This window comes from Microcoleus sp. BM001215392 (genome assembly GCF_036700185.1).
GTDB lineage: Bacteria > Cyanobacteriota > Cyanobacteriia > Cyanobacteriales > Microcoleaceae > Microcoleus.
The window spans coordinates 1-17,780 of sequence record NZ_JAUBOJ010000110.1 but is presented as its reverse complement, the minus strand read 5'-3'; the positions used below and the strand labels follow the sequence as shown (position 1 = coordinate 17,780).

General features: G+C 45.1%; 19 protein-coding genes. 11 read left to right on the top strand and 8 right to left on the bottom strand.

Annotated elements, in window-relative coordinates; translation table 11 throughout:
* Window positions 1-172: 172 nt before the first annotated feature.
* A complete protein-coding gene (locus QT974_RS14155) occupies window positions 173-733 on the bottom strand; it encodes a hypothetical protein (RefSeq protein ID WP_333469105.1) in 561 nt (186 codons plus the stop codon).
* A gap of 320 nt (window positions 734-1,053) precedes the next feature.
* On the opposite strand from QT974_RS14155, the gene QT974_RS14150 reads away from it, so the two are divergent.
* On the top strand, window positions 1,054-2,256 hold the full coding sequence (locus QT974_RS14150; protein ID WP_333469104.1) for a Coenzyme F420 hydrogenase/dehydrogenase, beta subunit C-terminal domain: 1,203 nt from the start codon (window positions 1,054-1,056) through the stop codon (window positions 2,254-2,256).
* 166 nt (window positions 2,257-2,422) lie between these two features.
* Here the strand turns inward: QT974_RS14150 and QT974_RS14145 are convergent, their stop codons facing one another.
* The 5 genes from QT974_RS14145 to QT974_RS14125 form a co-directional block, all read right to left on the bottom strand.
* Entirely contained in the window at window positions 2,423-2,758 is a 336-nt protein-coding gene (locus QT974_RS14145; protein WP_333469103.1) for a XisI protein, read from the bottom strand.
* The gene (locus QT974_RS14140; protein ID WP_333469102.1) at window positions 2,746-3,165 is read right to left on the bottom strand and encodes a XisH family protein; all 420 of its coding nucleotides are present in this window, start codon (window positions 3,163-3,165) and stop codon (window positions 2,746-2,748) included. Before QT974_RS14140 ends, QT974_RS14145 begins: the two co-directional genes overlap by 13 nt.
* Window positions 3,166-3,281: 116 nt before the next feature.
* On the bottom strand, window positions 3,282-3,758 hold the full coding sequence (locus tag QT974_RS14135; protein ID WP_333469101.1) for a GNAT family N-acetyltransferase: 477 nt from the start codon (window positions 3,756-3,758) through the stop codon (window positions 3,282-3,284).
* 214 nt (window positions 3,759-3,972) lie between these two features.
* Window positions 3,973-4,344: a DUF2237 family protein gene (locus QT974_RS14130; protein ID WP_293325715.1), complete on the bottom strand. Its 372-nt coding sequence runs from the start codon at window positions 4,342-4,344 to the stop codon at window positions 3,973-3,975.
* Between the two features lie 53 nt (window positions 4,345-4,397).
* Window positions 4,398-4,859 (bottom strand): GNAT family N-acetyltransferase, encoded by a 462-nt coding sequence (locus tag QT974_RS14125; RefSeq protein WP_333469100.1) that lies wholly within the window; start codon window positions 4,857-4,859, stop codon window positions 4,398-4,400.
* Window positions 4,860-5,252: 393 nt separating this feature from the next.
* Here QT974_RS14125 and QT974_RS14120 point away from each other — a divergent pair, with 393 nt between their 5' ends.
* The 6 genes from QT974_RS14120 to QT974_RS14095 all read left to right on the top strand — a co-directional run bounded on the left by QT974_RS14120 (window position 5,253) and on the right by QT974_RS14095 (window position 10,513).
* Complete coding sequence (locus QT974_RS14120) at window positions 5,253-5,825, top strand: TetR/AcrR family transcriptional regulator (RefSeq protein WP_333469099.1); 573 nt, start codon at window positions 5,253-5,255, stop codon at window positions 5,823-5,825.
* 19 nt (window positions 5,826-5,844) lie between these two features.
* Window positions 5,845-7,350 (top strand): efflux RND transporter periplasmic adaptor subunit, encoded by a 1,506-nt coding sequence (locus QT974_RS14115; RefSeq protein WP_333469098.1) that lies wholly within the window; start codon window positions 5,845-5,847, stop codon window positions 7,348-7,350.
* Window positions 7,351-7,384: 34 nt separating this feature from the next.
* Window positions 7,385-8,017 carry a Vat family streptogramin A O-acetyltransferase gene (locus QT974_RS14110; RefSeq protein ID WP_333469097.1) on the top strand — a complete coding sequence of 211 codons (633 nt, stop codon included), beginning with the start codon at window positions 7,385-7,387 and terminating at the stop codon, window positions 8,015-8,017.
* Between the two features lie 46 nt (window positions 8,018-8,063).
* A complete protein-coding gene (locus tag QT974_RS14105) occupies window positions 8,064-8,402 on the top strand; it encodes a DUF2834 domain-containing protein (RefSeq protein WP_333469096.1) in 339 nt (112 codons plus the stop codon).
* A gap of 163 nt (window positions 8,403-8,565) precedes the next feature.
* On the top strand, window positions 8,566-9,720 hold the full coding sequence (gene devC / locus QT974_RS14100) for an ABC transporter permease DevC (protein ID WP_333469095.1): 1,155 nt from the start codon (window positions 8,566-8,568) through the stop codon (window positions 9,718-9,720).
* A 61-nt stretch (window positions 9,721-9,781) separates the two neighbouring features.
* Window positions 9,782-10,513 carry a DevA family ABC transporter ATP-binding protein gene (locus QT974_RS14095; RefSeq protein ID WP_333469094.1) on the top strand — a complete coding sequence of 244 codons (732 nt, stop codon included), beginning with the start codon at window positions 9,782-9,784 and terminating at the stop codon, window positions 10,511-10,513.
* A gap of 8 nt (window positions 10,514-10,521) precedes the next feature.
* Here QT974_RS14095 and QT974_RS14090 read toward each other — a convergent pair whose 3' ends face one another.
* The gene (locus QT974_RS14090; protein WP_333469093.1) at window positions 10,522-11,754 is read right to left on the bottom strand and encodes a methionine gamma-lyase family protein; all 1,233 of its coding nucleotides are present in this window, start codon (window positions 11,752-11,754) and stop codon (window positions 10,522-10,524) included.
* Window positions 11,755-11,834: 80 nt separating this feature from the next.
* Between QT974_RS14090 and QT974_RS14085 the strand changes: the two genes are divergently transcribed.
* Both QT974_RS14085 and QT974_RS14080 read left to right on the top strand, forming a co-directional pair.
* On the top strand, window positions 11,835-12,647 hold the full coding sequence (locus tag QT974_RS14085) for an acyl-CoA desaturase (protein ID WP_333469092.1): 813 nt from the start codon (window positions 11,835-11,837) through the stop codon (window positions 12,645-12,647).
* 356 nt (window positions 12,648-13,003) lie between these two features.
* Window positions 13,004-13,831 (top strand): acyl-CoA desaturase, encoded by an 828-nt coding sequence (locus QT974_RS14080; protein ID WP_333469091.1) that lies wholly within the window; start codon window positions 13,004-13,006, stop codon window positions 13,829-13,831.
* Between the two features lie 151 nt (window positions 13,832-13,982).
* Here QT974_RS14080 and tnpA read toward each other — a convergent pair whose 3' ends face one another.
* The gene (gene tnpA, locus QT974_RS14075; protein WP_333469090.1) at window positions 13,983-14,381 is read right to left on the bottom strand and encodes an IS200/IS605 family transposase; all 399 of its coding nucleotides are present in this window, start codon (window positions 14,379-14,381) and stop codon (window positions 13,983-13,985) included.
* Window positions 14,382-14,432: 51 nt separating this feature from the next.
* On the opposite strand from tnpA, the gene QT974_RS14070 reads away from it, so the two are divergent.
* Both QT974_RS14070 and QT974_RS14065 read left to right on the top strand, forming a co-directional pair.
* Window positions 14,433-15,686: an RNA-guided endonuclease InsQ/TnpB family protein gene (locus tag QT974_RS14070; RefSeq protein WP_333469089.1), complete on the top strand. Its 1,254-nt coding sequence runs from the start codon at window positions 14,433-14,435 to the stop codon at window positions 15,684-15,686.
* Window positions 15,687-16,332: 646 nt separating this feature from the next.
* Window positions 16,333-17,780, top strand: a 1,448-nt coding sequence (locus QT974_RS14065) for an ATP-binding cassette domain-containing protein (protein WP_442933180.1), incomplete at its 3' end; no start/stop codon positions are given.

The following is a 17,780-nucleotide window of genomic DNA, read 5'->3' as shown; positions in this document are numbered from 1 at the left end:
AATAACTTATATGCGGTCATGCTTCTTCAGGCTTCAAAAACCAGATGCACCCGACTGCACGTGATGCTCAATACTTGTTTTGAGCAAACCTGAAAATCCTCTGAAGTAAGAAGGACTGAAGTCCTCACGTGCGTTCCTCTACACGGGGATTTTTGGACTGCTGTCTAGTATTTTAGTTGAGTTGCGTCCCGACAATAATCTTTTGCACGCGATCGCCCTTAAGTTCCAAAACCAAATTAGAAGCCTTTTGGTCATTGCTGTAAGTCAACCGAGTCAATCCACCCTGCACGGATTGAGAACTGTAACCGTAAGTTTTAAGAACTTTTTGAGTTTTATCTCCTACTTTGACACTATTAAGTGTCACAAACTTGGGATTCGTAGTAGAGATTAAATAAACTTTGCCATCCCTGGCTGCTACTGTCAATTTTGAGTAAGTTAGCGTGCGAATCTTGCCACCTATCGCCTTACTACCCAGTTTAGTTTCATCCCGCTGCGGCTTACCCAACTTGCGTTTAGCCTCTTCTACAGACATCCCCAAACGCACACCGCCAATCCCCAAGCGCGAATAGTCGATCGCCGCCGGCTTTTGTGTCGCGTTCAACATACTTTCTAGAGCGACAATAGTTTGATTCATACCCACAACAGGGCGAATCAAAGCAGCAAATCCAAAACTCGAAATTGCGATATTGAGCATGATGCCAGCGACGGCTGTTGTCACAAACAATCTTACCATTTTTTTATACCTTTATTTTGCAGTTTATTCCTGCAATACCCTGTTATATCCGGATAAATACTAATGATTGCGGGCGAATACAATTCCCACGCCAAACAGCCAAAGTCCGCCTGCGATGACTCAAGCAGTAAGGATATTCATCCCCAAAAATATAACATGGAGAAACCCGGTTTCTGTAGGGGGCGTACCCCCGTGCTCGTCTTTATTCGGGGTTTCTGAATACCAACGCCATTTTACGTTTAATTAGCGCGAATACTTCATCACCGGAATGGGTATGATATCCTAACAACAGCCGTTTCTCCATAAAATCCGCAATTTAGATGACCGCCATAGATTCCACTAAACACCAAAAATCTAAAGCCCTGAAACCGGGCAGCCGCCGCCCCGCTAAAGAACTTTGCAGCGAGTGCGGTTTGTGCGATACATATTATATCCATTATGTCAAGGAAGCTTGTGCTTTCTTAACTCAGCATATCGCAGAACTCGAAGAGGAGATTCACGGGCGATCGCGCAATCTCGACAATCCTGACGATTGGTACTTCGGCGTCAGTCAAAATATGATGGCGGCTAAGAAAAAAGAACCAATCGAGGGCGCTCAGTGGACGGGAATTGTCAGCTCAATTGCGATCGAAATGCTGGAAAAAGGCATCGTTGAAGGCGTTGTCTGCGTCCAAAATACCAAAGAAGACCGCTTTCAACCAATGCCGATAATTGCGAGAAATCGCGAAGAAATTCTCGCAGCAAAAGTCAACAAGCCAACTCTATCTCCCAACCTTTCAGTGTTGGAACAAATCGCCAAATCTGGGATGAAGCGGCTGTTAGTAATTGGCGTCGGCTGTCAAATTCAAGCATTGCGCACAGTCGAAAAAGAACTAGGTTTAGAAAAGCTTTATGTTCTCGGAACTCCCTGTGTCGATAATGTCAGCCGCGCGGGCTTGCAGAAATTCCTAGACACGACTAGCCGCTCTCCCGAAACGGTGGTGTCTTACGAGTTTATGCAAGACTTTAACGTTCACTTCAAACACGAAGACGGTTCGGAAGAGAAAGTGCCATTTTTTGGATTGAATACGAAGGAATTGAAAGATGTTTTTGCTCCTTCTTGTTTGAGCTGTTTTGATTACGTTAATTCCTTAGCAGATTTAGTTGTGGGCTACATGGGCGCACCTTTTGGCTGGCAGTGGATTGTGGTACGAAATGACACCGGGAAAGAGATGTTAGATTTGGTAGCAGATCAGCTAAATACTCAGCCGGTAATGTCTCAGGGAAACAGAAAAGAAGCCGTTCAGCAAAGTATTCCGGCTTACGAGAAAGGTGTGACTTTGCCGATGTGGGCCGCGAAGTTGATGGGGGTTTTTATTGAGAGAATTGGGCCGAAGGGTTTGGAATATGCTCGGTTTTCAATTGATTCTCATTTCACTCGCAATTATTTGTATGTGAAGCGGAATTACCCGGAAAAATTGGAGGCTCACGTGCCGGAATATGCTAAGCGGATTGTCGCGCAGTATAAGTTGCCAGAGGTTTAATCTTGTTGTAGGGCGAATCATATCGCGTCCAGTTAATTACTATTAATAAAAAATGTTTGATCGTTCGGACTTTAGTCCTCGGAATGGATGCGGACTAAAGTCCTCACTACAAACCAATTTTTTTGTGGTAGTTAACTGACGCGCACTACTCCTTGGGCGATTGAAATTATGCAACTCCAAACCCTGTATATTCGCGCGCGTAAGTTGGCTGAAGTCCTAGCACAATATCCTCTTTGGGTATTCCCATTTCTACCAATTCGTCAGCAATCTGCCTGTCTGTTTGATTTCGCTGAATCCAGATTTTGCCATTTTTAATATCCAAATGAAACACACAGTTATATACGCGGCGGTGTGTGTCCCATCCTAAATCAACGACAAGATAGCGATCTTTTTCTTTGTCAAAAATTGTTTCTACTTCAATTTCTCCGTTAATTGGTGCTATCTTGCTGTCTTCAATTAGCAGCTTTTGAATGCACTGACGGTAATGCTCTAGTCGATCCATTTGACTATTGCCTCCTGAACTGGGTTGTACACAATAAGCTTGACTTGGTGTTGTCGAACCGATGCTTGAGGTAACTCCCGACTGAAAAAAGATTCGTAAGTTGCGAGCGGAACTGCCAAATATAGAATGCGATCTGGTTCGATCTTTTCTAAGACTAAACGATAATTTAAAAATTGTCCGAGGGCGGTATGAAAATCAGAGAGAGCTGAAGCACTTAAAAAGCTCTTGACTTCTACTGCAATTTTTTTTCCTAATTTTTCCGCTGCGAGAAGTCGTTCTGCTCCCAAATCGATTTCGACTCTCTCATTCTCGGCAAATTCTAGCCTGAGAGGATCGTGAGTAATGACCCACTCAGATTTTTCAAGACCTCGCTTCACAGCATTATGAAATCTATCCTTAGCTGACACTGGTTATACCTCACCTCTAAACCTATCTTAAATGATTGGAGTAAACTTGTAGGGTGCCCAGCGTCAGAAGCTGTTGGATTATTGAAACAATAATCCTACTGACGCACCCTACGAGTCTAAGCCTGAGTGTCGATCGCCTTGCGGTAAACTATCTTGTCATCGCCTGCTTTGTAGAAGTCGCGAATCCGCGCTTCTTCGTCGTAACCGCACTTGCGGTAGAACGATCGCACGCGATCGAACTCCGGGAGTCCCGACGTTTCCACCAGCAACACCCGTCCGCCCCGCGCCATCAAGGTTTGTTCAATGTAGCGCAGCAATGTCGCACCGCGTCCTTCCCGCTGGCGATCGGGTAGGATGGCGATTAATTGCAAGTTCCAGGTGCGATCGGTCATCGGTTCGAGTTCGCAGTAGGCGACACCCACGGGCCCGCAGTCGTCATCGGTAATCCAGAAGCGATCGCTGTCGCTGTTAGTGGCGAAGTAATCAGCCAGCATTTCACTAACTTCATCGAGTTGGTTCGCCTCGAACAAGCCAGTCGCTTCGGCTAGGGCGATTAGGGCGATCGTATCATCGGGCGCAGTCGATCGAATCATGATGAATTCCAGTGGGATTATTCAAACAATAATGCTAACTGACGTACCCTACAGTTTGTATGAAAATGGCGATCGCACGGGTGCATCTCTGTGCAAGCAAATACGTCTGTAGGGGCGAAGCATGACCGCACTAAATATGAGATTATCAGTAATAACTTATATGCGGTCATGCTTCTTCAGGCTTCAAAAACCAGACGCACCCGATCGCACATTCCTACAAATCAGCAGCGTGTTCCTTCAACTCGTTCAAAGAAACGTATTCCAAAGTTAAGACATGAGTCGCCGACAAAACCACCAGCGGCGCACATCCAGCATCCATTGCTTCCTTCCAGCGCGAAGCACACAAACACCAACAATCCCCTGGTTTCAATCCCGGAAATTTAAAGTCTGGAACCGGGGTACTCAAATCGTTTCCCATTCTTTTGGTGTACTTTAAAAACTCTTCTGTTACTTTTGCACAAACAGTGTGAGCCCCTAAATCTCCGCCACCCGTATTGCATTTTCCGTCCCGATAATAGCCTGTCATGGGCGATGTGCAGCAAGTTTCTAATTTTCCGCCCAGCACATTTGTCGCTTCCGTAACCATCGCAACTCCTCCACACAACTCTGCGCTCTAATTTTACACAAAAGGTGGTTTGTTTATATATCTTTTTCCATGGCAAAGTTGATGAGTTTTTGTCCTCTCCGCTCTACTTCTTGTTTTCTAAGCAGAATAAATCCCTGGGTTTCAAAAAAAGGTCTAGCTGTAATGCTGGCTTCGGTAAATAACTTTCTAAGTCCTAACTCTTTGGCTTTTAACTCGATTTGTGTGAAAATTAGCCTCCCAACTCCTTGTCTTTGAAAGTCTTTGTGACAGTAAAAGCGATCGATATGGCCGTTGATTTCTAATTCTCCAAAACCTGCGATTGTATCGCCATCTTCGGCTACAAAGGTAAATTTACTGCTTAAACTTTGCATCCACTTTTGACTGTCGGTATCTGCTGGTGCCCAAGCATCTACTTGGGCTGTTGTGTAATCGCGGATATTTACTTCGTGCACGGTGTCGTAAAATAGTTTGACAATTTTTTGGGTGTCGCCGATTTCGTAGGTTCGTACTTTCATCAGAATTAAGAGTTAAAAAAAAGAATGCTACTCTCGATCGGATCAAAACCATGATAGCGATCTGTCATTTCCCATTCTAAAATCTCAAATCTCAAATCGACTGACTGACGCAGATCGATCGCGGGGTGTTTTGGATTTTGGGCTAAACTCGCCCCGACAAATCGACTCTAAAAATAATTAGACTCCACCCCTTGACAAGCTCTGCTAGTCTGTGCAACATTAATTATAACAAGTGTTCGATATACTTAATTTTTCCAAGCTCAACGGTCAAAAGCTTTTGTTTGTATTGGTTTATACTATATCGGATGTTCGATATAGGAATATTCGGTCGATCGCTCTTAAATCTCCGATAACCTAGGATCTAGAATCAAACATCAGAAGATCGATCGACCTATGCCAAAGATAGTTGACCGCGAATTGTACCGCAAAGAACTGCTGAACAAAAGTTTTGAGCTTTTTGCCGAAAAAGGCTATTCCTCAGTCACAATGCGAGAAATTGCCTCAGGAATTGGAGTTTCTACAGGAACCCTTTACCACTATTTCCCAAGCAAAGAAAGCTTGTTCGAGCAGTTAATTGTATATTTGAGCTATGAAGATACAAAAGAAGAAGCACTGGCTGAGTTAGGAAATCCACCAACTCTCGGAGAAAAAGTTGAACAACTGATGAATTATCTCAGCGGAATTGAAGATTATATGCTGAAAAATCTGTTAATTACTTTCGAGTTTTGCCACCAAAAAACTCGCAAAGAGATTGATAGCAATCAAGCACTCCAGGTAGCAGGAAAGCGTTATGAAGAGGCACTCATTTGCTATCTTGGTATCTCCGATCCAGCGCTGGCTAAATTTGTAATTTGTTATATTGACGGTTTGGTGGCAAGAAGATTTTATCAAGGCGAAAGGATATCTTTTACAGAACAAGCGAATGTATTAAAAGATATATTACTCGTTTATTTAGAAAAAAAATAGCTGGAAGTACAGGATAACTATGAATTTTCAATCTTTCATCAAGCCTAAAAATAAATTGGTAATGGGATTGGTAGTTGCTGGCGCTGCTATTAGTGTCGGTACAACTTTTTACGGCATTTCTCAGTTTGGATCTTTAGCTAAAAATGCTGAACCTTTACCCGTAGAAACACCCCCGCCCCGGAAAATTACGGCTTTGGGAAGATTGGAACCGCTGGGGGAAGTGATTCGCTTGGGGGTGTCGCAGGCGTTGGATGGCGATCGCGTGGCGAAGCTTTTAGTCAAAGAGGGCGATCGCGTGCAAGCAGGGCAGTCGATCGCAATTTTGGATGCGGGCGATCGGCTAAAATCTGCTTTAGAGGAAGCCAAAGAAAAAGTCAAAGTAGCGGAAGCCAATTTAGCGAAGGTAAAAGCGGGCGCCAAGTCGGGAGAACTTGCAGCACAATCTGCGACAATTGGCAAGCTAGAAGCCCAATTGCAAGGAAACCGGGCGGCGCAACAAGCAACAGTCGATCGCATCCAAGCGCAATGGGAAGGAGAAAAAACCGCACAGCAAGCAACCATCAGCAGAATAACCGCACAATGGCAAGGAGAAAGAAAAGTACAAACAGCCACAATTAGCCGCATAACTGCACAGTGGCAAGGAGAAAAAATAGCACAAACTGCCGCAATTAACAAATTAAAAGCCGAGTTTACTAATGCAGAAACCGAATATCTGCGGCACAAAGAACTTGTTACCGAAGGCGCAATTTCTAACTCAGTCATGGACAGCAAACGACTGTCATTAGAAACAAGTCGCCAGGAACTTAAAGAAGCCGAAGCAAATCTGGGCCGCATCAACAGTACGGCCAAGCAGCAGCTTAAAGAAGGCGAAGCAAATCTCACCCGAATTAACAGTACAGGAATCCAACAACTCAACGAAGCCGAAGCCAATCTTGCCAGAATTAACAGTACAGCAATCCAGCAGTTGGCAGAAGCAGAAGCAACACTTAAGCGCATCAAAAATAGTGGCAGCGAAGAACTGAAAGAAGCCCAAGCAACTCTCGACAAAATAGGCGAAGTGCGCCCGGTAGATATCCAAGCAGCCCAAACCGAAATCAACAGCGCCATCGCCCAAGTCAAGCGCACCCAAGCCGAATTAAATCAAGCTTACATCCGCACTCCCAACGCCGGAAAAATCCTCAAAATTCACACCCGCCCAGGAGAGAAGATTAGCGATGACGGCATTGCAGACGTGGGAGAAACTCAGCAAATGGTAGTGGTTGCCGAAGTTTATCAAACTGATATTGGCAAAATTAAAGTTGGACAAAAAGCAGGTGTTACCAGCCAAGCATTTTCAGGAGAATTGCCGGGAACTGTTAAAGAAATCGGGTTGAAAGTCAGCAAGCAAAACGTGTTCAGCAACCAGCCGGGAGAAAACTTGGACAGCCGAGTTGTAGAAGTCAAAATCCATCTGAATTCTGAAGCTAGCAAACAAGTTGCGACCTTGACAAATTTGCAGGTACAAGTAGCAATTCAGAAGGACTAAAGTCCTCACTACGAACCTTTGATAATTGAAAGTTATGACAGAAATTGGACCCAATCCGAACCGACCTTATCCGATGGCAGACCAGCACCGGGTTTGCTTTATCAAAAACTTTGTTAAATCGCCTAATATTATTGTCGGTGATTACTCTTACTACGACGATCCGATCGACCCGGAAAATTTCGAGAGAAACGTACTTTATAATTATGGGAGTGAAAAATTAATTATTGGTAAATTTTGTGCGATCGCCACCAACGTCAAATTTATCATGAACAGTGCAAATCACAAACTAGACGGCATTTCAACCTATCCTTTTCCCATCTTTGGCAACGGTTGGGAAACGGCCATGAATTTATTAATCGAACTGCCAAGTAAAGGCGATACTGTCATCGGGAATGATGTTTGGATCGGTTATGAATCCGTGATTATGCCCGGAGTAAAAATCGGCGACGGTGCGATTATTGCGGCTAAATCTGTTGTGGTAAAGGATGTTCCCGCTTACACCGTTGTCGGCGGAAATCCCGCAGGTTTAATTAAGCAGCGTTTTAGCGATGCTGAGGTGGCACAACTATTACAAATCCGCTGGTGGGATTGGGAAATTGATAAGATTTCCCCCAATATTAACTTAATTATGCAATCCGATATTCAAGCACTCAGTAATACTGAGTGAACTCGCAAATATACCGATTTAAAATTAACAAAGTGGAGGTTTGCCAATGCTTCAAATTGCCTACTTAGTTCTCTGTATTCTAGGAACAGCTTTGCCCTATTCCCAGTTTATCCCGTTTCTCTTAGAAAAAGGGTTGAATGTAAACGAGTTCTTTGGACAATTATTTGCGAATCAGATTTCCGGTTTTTTCGGCATGGATGTCATCGTGTCTTCCGTGGTTTTGTGGTTTTTTGTATTTAGCGAAGGTTCGCGTCTGAAAATGAAAAACTTGTGGATTTATATTGCGAGTAATTTACTGGTTGGTGTTTCCCTAGGTTTGCCTTTATTTCTCCTAATGCGCCAGCGCCAACTTGAACAAGCAGCTTCAAACAACGAACAAAGGTAAGGCGCGCATTGCGTACCCTACATATAGTCGGCAATTCCTTAAGGTAAGGTGCGCATTGCGCACCCTACATATAGCCGGCAATTCCTTAAGGTAAGGTGCGCATTGCGCACCCTACATATAGTTGGTAAGTCCTAAAAAAATAACCCATTCCCAAACAAAGCTTATGTTTCGCAAAACACCCCTTGCATGGTTGCAAGTAACCAGAGAAAAAACTCGTCTTGCTGTTGCTATCGCCGGAATTGCCTTTGCAGATATTCTGATTTTTGTGCAACTCGGCTTTCAAGATGCACTTTTTGACTCAGCAGTTAAACCGCATGAAAGTTTACAGACAGATTTAGTGTTAATCAATCCTCAATTTGAAACTTTTGCTGCGGTAAAACAGTTCAACAGAGAGCGAATTTACCAAGCACAAGGGGTTGCAGGAGTTAAGTCGGTGACTTCTTTATATATTGGGATGGGACAGTGGCGAAATCCTACCAATCGTACTACGCGAGCGATTTTAATTTTTGGCATCGACCCGGGAAACATAACATTTAATTTGCCAGATGTCAATCAAAAACTAGCTAGAATTCAAATGTTCAATTACGTGTTATTTGACCAAGCTTCTCGACCTGAATATGGGGAAATTGCGAATATTTTCAACAAACAATCTACCTTACAAACTGAACTCAATAAACGCAATATTGAAGTTGGTGGAGTCTTTACTCTTGGTACTTCCTTTGTTGCTGATGGGAATGTGATTGCTAGCGATTCTACGTTCATGAACTTATTTCCCGATCGCAAACCTGACGAAATTGATGTCGGCTTAATCAACCTAAAACCCGGTGCTGACATCAAAAAAGTCCAGTCAATGCTCAAAACTATATTACCTGATGATGTCAAAGTTTTGACCTTGGCAGAATTTGCAGAAATTGAAAAGGCTTATTGGGGAAATGCTACTCCGATTGGTTTTATTTTTGGATTTGGTACAATTATCGGATTCATTGTTGGTTTGATTATTGTTTACCAAATTTTGTATTCGGATGTTTCCGATCACTTGGCTGAGTACGCGACTTTAAAAGCAATGGGATATAGCGATCGCTATTTAGTCGGAGTTTTAGTTCAGGAAGCATTGCTATTAGCTGTTTTGGGCTTTATGCCGGGAATTGTTTTGGCTAACGGGCTGTATTCCTTAGCACAATCTGCGACATTGTTGCCAATTTCGATGACGGCAAATCGAGCGGTTGTAGTGTTGAGTTTGACGATCGTGATGTGTACCGGTTCCGGCGCCCTCGCCCTCCGCAAACTCCAATCAGCAGACCCCGCAGACATCTTCTAATCTGCGTTCATCAGCGTCAATCTGCCTGCATCTGCGGTCAAAAAAAACCAAAATAATTACTATGCAAACCCTAAATTCACCCGCAAACCCAACCACCGCAACCGCACCAGTAATTTCAGTCAAAAACCTCAACCATTACTTCGGTCAAGGCTCTCTCAAAAAACAAGCCTTATTCGACATAAATCTCGACATCAACCCCGGAGAAATAGTAATTATGACGGGGCCCTCGGGTTCAGGGAAAACGACTTTGTTGACGATGTTAGGTGGCCTGCGTTCGGCTCAAGAAGGGAGTCTCAATATTCTCGGGCAAGAAATACGCGGCGCTGGAAAAAATCAGTTAACCAAACTCAGAAAGCAAATTGGTTATATTTTTCAAGCGCATAACTTGATGACATTTTTGACGGCTAAGCAAAATGTGCGGATGTCTTTGGAATTGCACAAGGAAATGCTGAATCAAAATATGGATGCTTTGTCAATATCAATGTTGGAAGCTGTCGGTTTGGGGGAGCGCGTGAATTATTACCCAGAAAATCTGTCGGGAGGACAAAAACAAAGGGTGGCGATCGCCCGGGCGTTAGTCAGCCGCCCTAAAATAGTCTTAGCGGATGAACCTACAGCGGCTTTGGACAAACAATCCGGGCGAGATGTGGTAGAAATTATGCAGACACTAGCAAAGGAACAAGGTTGTACGATTTTGCTAGTGACGCACGACAATCGCATTCTCGATATTGCCGATCGCATTATCTACATGGAAGACGGACGCTTAGTGACAAATTTAGCCGATCGACCTTAGCAAGATATTCACTTAGCCGGGCCGACAGCCTCGATCGCAGCTTCCAGGGCGATCGACACATGAGTCCAATGAGTACCCCCTTGACAAAAAGCCACATAGGGTTCTCGCAGAGGCCCGTCTGCGGAAAACTCCGAGGTACTGCCATCAATAAAAGTACCTCCAGCCATCACCAACTGACTCTCGTACCCCGGCATCGGCGCCGGTACCGGGTCTAAATACGAACCTACGGGGGAATTTTGCTGCACCGCCCGACAGAAAGCAATTAACTTATCAGCCGAACCAAATTCGATCGCCTGAATCACATCCCTGCGCCTCGCCAAAGGAATCGGATTCACCCGATAACCCAACTGATAAAAAACATAAGCCGTCAAATGATTGCCCTTCATCGCCTCGCCCACAAACCCAGGGGCCAGAAACAAACCCTGAAACAGCAAGCGATTCAAATCAAAAGTCGCGCCCCCGCTGCTGCCGATTCCCGGCGCTGTCAAGCGACAAGTTGCCTGCGACACCAGATCCGCCCGGCCGGCCACGTAACCACCCGCAGGGACGATCGTACCCCCTGGATTTTTGATCAAAGAACCAGCCATCAGATCCGCACCCACAGCAGTAGGTTCGCAATCATCAACAAACTCGCCGTAACAATTATCAACAAAGCAAATTGTGTTAGGATTCTGATGTTTGACTAGATCGACGATTTTTTTGATCTCAGAAATAGACAGACTCGAGCGCCAAGAATAACCGCAAGAACGCTGGATCAAAACCAGGCGAGTTTTTGCTGAAATAGCACAGCTCAATGCCTGCCAATCCAGAGTACCTGCCCGAGTTAGAGGCAACTCACGGTAAAGTATGCCGAACTCCATCAGTGAACCTTGACCTTGCCCCCGCAAGCCGATCACTTCTTCTAAAGTATCGTACGGAGAACCAGCCACTGCCAACATTTCGTCACCAGGACGTAGGATGCCAAACAGAGCACAGGCGATCGCGTGAGTACCCGAAACAAACTGTACCCGCACCGCTGCTGCCTCGGCCCCTACCACTTCAGCAAATACCCCGTCCAAAGTCTCCCGACCTAAATCATCGTGGCCGTAACCAGTAACCCCTGCAAAGTGGTGGACTCCAACCCGGTGGCTGCGAAAAGCTTTTAATACTCTTTGAAGATTTTGCTTGACTGTCGCGTCAATACCAGAAAAAATCTGAAAGAGTGCCTGTTCTGCTTCCTGTAGCCGTGAAACGCTATTCATCTATACCTCGCTCACCATTTGCGTGCGCGGTGCTAATTATCGCGTAGATGCGGCCCTTAGTTTGTAAACATAATATCTTCATGACGATTGCAACTTCCAAAAAAACTTCTCCTGATTGGCCTGTTGTAGGCTTTATGGCCTTTCTACACACCGGCGCTCTATTTGCCTTGCTGCCGGGTAATTTTAGCTGGTCTGCGGTCGGACTAGCAGTATTCCTGCACTGGGTAACAGGTGGTTTAGGAATAACTCTGGGATTTCACCGTCTCGTTACCCACCGTAGTTTTCAAACACCGAAATGGCTAGAGTATTTTCTAGTTATTTGTGGCACTCTGTCCTGTGAAGGTGGGCCCATTGACTGGGTAGGAATGCACCGGTTACACCACATACATTCCGACACCGAAGAAGATCCCCACGATTCTAATCAAGGCTTCTGGTGGAGCCACATGGGTTGGATGATCTCAGATTTGCCGATGAGAGTTCAAATCCCCCGCTTTACAAAAGACATTGGCGACGACCCAGTATACAAGTTTCTCCAAGCATATTTTATCCCCATCCAAGTTGTCTTCGGTGTGTTGCTTTATTTATTAGGCGGCTGGTCTTTCGTGGTTTGGGGAGTGTTTATGCGGATTGTAGTGGTGTTCCACTGCACTTGGCTGGTTAACAGCGCTACCCACAAATTCGGCTACCGCACCTATGAGTCGGGCGATGGCTCTACTAACTGCTGGTGGGTTGCTGTCCTGACTTACGGCGAAGGTTGGCACAACAACCACCACGCCTTCCAATACTCTGCTCGTCACGGTCTCCAATGGTGGGAAATCGACATCACTTGGATGACAATTCAACTGCTGGAATCGCTGGGTTTGGCAACCAAAGTTAAATTACCAGCAGAATAGTCCGATCGGCAATTAGTCGTTGGTTGTCCGTCATCGGTTCTGGACTAATGGCTCGTAACCAATGCCTAATCCTGTTTTGGCTGGTAAAGGTTGGGTTGAAGTAAGCTCGAATCATCTTGTGCGATCGACCCAACCAACACTACAATCAGTTATAATAGATTCGGAAACAAAAAATTTTGTTTCGCAGCCAAAATTTTTAATTTCACAATTAAATCGTAAATCTTTTTCAATCCCGAGCCAAAATCTATAATTCATTCTTTATCAGTTTGGGCAAGTGTACAGCAAAACAGTTCACAACTTAACCCAAACTATTATGCGTGAATTCAGCCAGCATCTCATCAGAAATCAAAAAAAGAATGACAATCGCAACGCAAGATAAACTCCAATACAATTGGAAGCACGTTATCAGTTTAGCAGGACTTCACATCGGCGCTTTGTTCGCCTTGCTTCCGAGCAACTTCAATTGGACAGCAGTTGGTTTAACAGTATTTATGCACTGGATCACCGGCGGTTTGGGCATAACCCTCGGATGGCATCGAATGCTTACCCACCGAAGTTTTCAGGCACCAAAATTCGTAGAATACTTTCTAGCATTTTGCGGAGCTCTTGCCTGCCAAGGAGGAATAATTGATTGGGTTGGACTGCACCGCTTACACCACACCCACTCAGACCAAAATGCGATCGACCCTCACAACGCCCAGAATGGTTTTTGGTGGAGTCACATCGGCTGGATGCTGTATAAAGGCCCCGCTCATGCTGAAATTTCCCGCTGCACCAAAGACATTTCCAGCGATCCATTTTACCAATTTTTGCAAAAATACTTTCTCCCGATGCAAATCGTCTTTGGCGTATTGCTTTACTTAGCAGCAGGCTGGTCATTTGTAGTTTGGGTAATTTTTGCCCGCTTAGTTTTGGTATATCACTGCACGTGGTTTGTCAACAGCGCTACTCACAAATTTGGCTACCGCACTTACGAAACCGAAGATAGTTCTACTAACTGTTGGTGGGTTGCGGTGTTGACTTACGGCGAAGGCTGGCACAACAACCACCACGCTTATCAATACTCTGCCCGTCACGGCATGAAATGGTGGGAAATTGACTTTACTTGGATGACAATTCAAGTCTTACAAGCACTGGGTTTAGCAACTAAAGTTAAACTACCACCTTCGAGAGCAGAAATTTAGTCATTGTAGGGTGCGCTTACTGTCTGAATGCGACGATCGCAGATTAAGCATTTTCGTGATGACGCACCTTACCAAATTATTGTAACCAGGTCGGCGCCAAAGACCGAGTTATTAAAACTGACCAAGAAAATGGGATACAAGCCCCGTCCTTCTAGGACGGCTTTTCTTGATTTGTAATATATTCCTTCAATACTTCTAGAGGTGCACCGCCTACAGAAACTGCAAAATAACTAGGACTCCATAAAGCTTCTTTGTGGGGTTTTGTGTGTCCAGCCTGTCCGTAGCGACGACTAGAAACTCCTTTCAAAGCATTCACTATTTGAGAGATAGAAAGTTTAGGCGGATACTTAATCAGTGCATGAACGTGATTGCCTTCACCATTAAACTCCAGAACCTGAAAATTCATTCTTCCGGCGACCTCGCGAAATGATTTTTCAATCAAATCAAGGCTTTCGCCCGTAAAGACAGACCGACGGTACTTTGTCACACAGACCAAGTGTATTTTAAGTTCTGTAACAGAATGCCGCTCTCGGCGATAAAGGGTTTTCATTCTTTGCAAACCAAGATATGATTTAGTGGCAGACAAATCTTAGCACCAGCCATGAAAGCACGATATCGCTACAGATTTTACCCAACAAGCCAACAACAGCAGAGCCTAGCTCAACTGTTTGGCTGTGTCCGGGTGGTCTGGAACGACGCGCTTGCACTGTGCAAACAGTCAGACAAAAAGCCCAGTTCAGCAGAATTGCAAAAAATCGTCATAACTGGGGCTAAAAATACTGAAGAAAGGGCTTGGCTGGGAGATGTGTCGTGCGTCCCGTTGCAACAGTCCGTTGCTGATTTAGACATTGCTTTTAAGAACTTTTTCGACTCCTGCAAGGGAAAGAGAAAAGGTCGTAAAGTCGGATATCTTAAGTTCAAAAAAAGAACCAGCAGCCAATCTGCGCGTTTTAGAGTTGGAGGATTTTCAGTCAAAGGTGATGGAGTTTATCTAGCCAAGATCGGAATTGTCAATCCAGTATGGTCGAGGGAGCTACCATCCGAACCGACTTCTGTTACTGTAATTAAGGACTGTGCAAATCGTTATTTTCTGAGTTTTGTAGTAGAAATTCAACCCATTGCATCTGAGGCTAAAAACCCCAGCATCGGAATCGATTTAGGAATCAAAACCTTTGCAGTAATGAGCAATGGCGAGAAAGCTGAAAGTCCTAGCTATAAAAAACTAGACCGTAAAGTTCGCAAACTACAGCGCAAAGGGGCCCGCCAACCCAAAGATTCTAAGAGAAGGAATGTAACTCGGATTAGAATTGCCAAGCTGCACAATAAAATTGCGGACACCCGCAAAGACTTCTTGCACAAATTGTCAACTAAAATAGTCAACGAAAACCAAGTGATTATTTTGGAAGACCTCAATGTATCGGGCATGGTTAAGAACCGGAAGCTTTCTCGGGCAATTAGTCAGCAAGGATGGTATGAATTCCGAACTTTTTGCGAGGCTAAGTCCGAAAAGTTTGGTAGAGCATTCAAGGTTATCAGTCGATGGGAACCTACTAGCCAGGTCTGTTCTGATTGTGGTTTTAAGTGGGGGAAAATCGATCTGTCTATCCGCTCAGTGCTTTGTTTGAATTGCGGTACTGAGCAAGATAGAGATGAAAATGCCGCTAGAAACATAGAAAAAGTCGGGATGGGGAATCGCCACGACTCTAAACGGACGCAGAGGGATTGTCAGACTACGAAAGGTAGCAGAACCCTGCGAAGCGTCAAGAATCACCGTGGCTTTAGCGGGCGTGAGTATTTCAAAAATGCAACTGAATTTCAGCAACCATCATCCCTGCTTTCTTCCTTAGCGCCCTAGCGCTGACGCGCGGCTTCGCCTAAAGCGCCTTCGCGGTTCGTCACAAAACCTGTTGCATAAAATAGTTATCTTGTCAACCCCCGCTTAATAATGCCTTAACAATCCGCAACAAAAATATATTTGGACAAAGCTGTATAAAAAAAATCTGCCTTGCAACAGCAACCGAAAAAACACAAGATATAGGGTTTCAAGCTGCATTTTAGAAAAATACATACGTAGCCAAGAGTATGAAAACCCATAATATCACGCAAATGACCTAAATTCATTAAATAAATGAGAATGAAATCAACAAGCGAGCAAATGTAACAACCAAATTTACAATAATTGTTTTAAACTTTAAAACTAAACCAAGAGCAGAGATTAAATAAAATTATCAAAAGCCCCAAGCAATCTCAAATTTACTCACAGCCAGACAACAGAAGCCCAAAACTCGCTGCCAGTTTCTCTCGTACGATCGACACTTATGATAGATTTGGTTCTTGCCAGACTACACTGGAAGACAAAATCAAATAAAAAATTGCGCCAGACATTTCGATCGCCCGCTGCTGTACTGACGGGACTATGCACTCGGTGGAACAGGCGTCCCGCCCGTGTTTTGCCGATCGAATCTCAAAGATCAAATCTCAAATTGCGTGACTTCTGACAAATGATTGAAGTAGAACACTTAAGCAAAACTTACGGTTCGACCGCAGCGATCGCGGACGTGTCTTTTTCGGTCGAATCAGGAGAAATTCTCGGGTTTTTGGGGCCAAACGGCGCCGGCAAAACCACAACCATGCGGATATTGTCGGGATATTTGCCAGCATCCAGCGGTACCGCCCGCATCGCAGGCTTGGACGTTCACGAAAACTCGATGGCGGTGAGACAGCGCATCGGTTATCTACCGGAAAACCCGCCGCTGTATCCAGAAATGAGCGTGGAAGGGTTTCTGTTTTTTGTGGCGCGGATCAAGCAAGTACCAGCGGGCGATCGCGCGCGACGAGTCACATCAGCGATCGAACGCTGCGACCTGGTTGAAAAACGCAAAGTTTTAATCCGCAAACTTTCCAAAGGATTTAAGCAACGAGTTGGTATTGCGCAGGCGATCGTCCACGACCCACCAGTGATTATCCTCGACGAACCAACCGTCGGCCTCGACCCGCGACAAATCATCGAAGTCCGCAACCTGATCAAAAGCCTTGGCGGCCAGCACACAATCATCCTTTCGACCCACATTCTGCCCGAAGTCAGCATGACTTGCAACCGCGTCACCATCATCAATCGCGGTAGCATAGTCGCAGCCGGTACTCCGGAACATTTGATGGGAGAGTTGGCCGCCGGGGAAGGTTACGAAGTCGAAGTTGAAGGTGAGGCGGATTTACTCAATACTCTGCTGTTACCTTCTTTAGAAAATTTGCCGGGAGTTCGATCGGTAGAATTGATTCCCAGCCAGCAATTTTTAGCCAGTCGCTACCGCCTGCGGGCCTTGTGCGAATCTGACATAGAACCGGGACGAGATATCGCCGCAGCTATTATCGCCTCTGGATTCGGACTCTGCGAAATGCGCCGCAATCGGGCTAGTCTGGAAGATGTGTTTTTAAGGCTGACAGCGGCCCAAAAGCAACCGGAAGAAAGTCTGGTTCACAGCGAACCGGAAGTCGATCGCAATCTGCAAGCAGCCACAGAAATTCAAGACTCGATCGCAGATACTCATCAATCTCAATCGCCACCGGTCATCGCAGATACTCATCAATCTCAATCGCCACCGGTTATCGCAGATACTCATCAATCTCAATCGCCACCGATTATCGCGGATACCGATCAATCTCAATCGCCACCGATTGCGGAAAATCTGCTAGTTTCAGATAGGCAAGAGTCTCTGTATGATTCGGATTCAACATCCGAACCAGTTGTAGAAATTGTAGAGTCGATCGAGCATTCGGATTCAGCACCGGAACCGATTGTAGAAATTGTAGAGTCCGAGCATTCGGATTCAGCACCGGAACCGGTTGTAGAAATTGTAGAGTCTCTGTATGATTCGGATTCAGCACCGGAACCGATTGTAGAAATTGTAGAGTCTCTGTATGATTCGGATTCAGCACCGGAACCGATTGT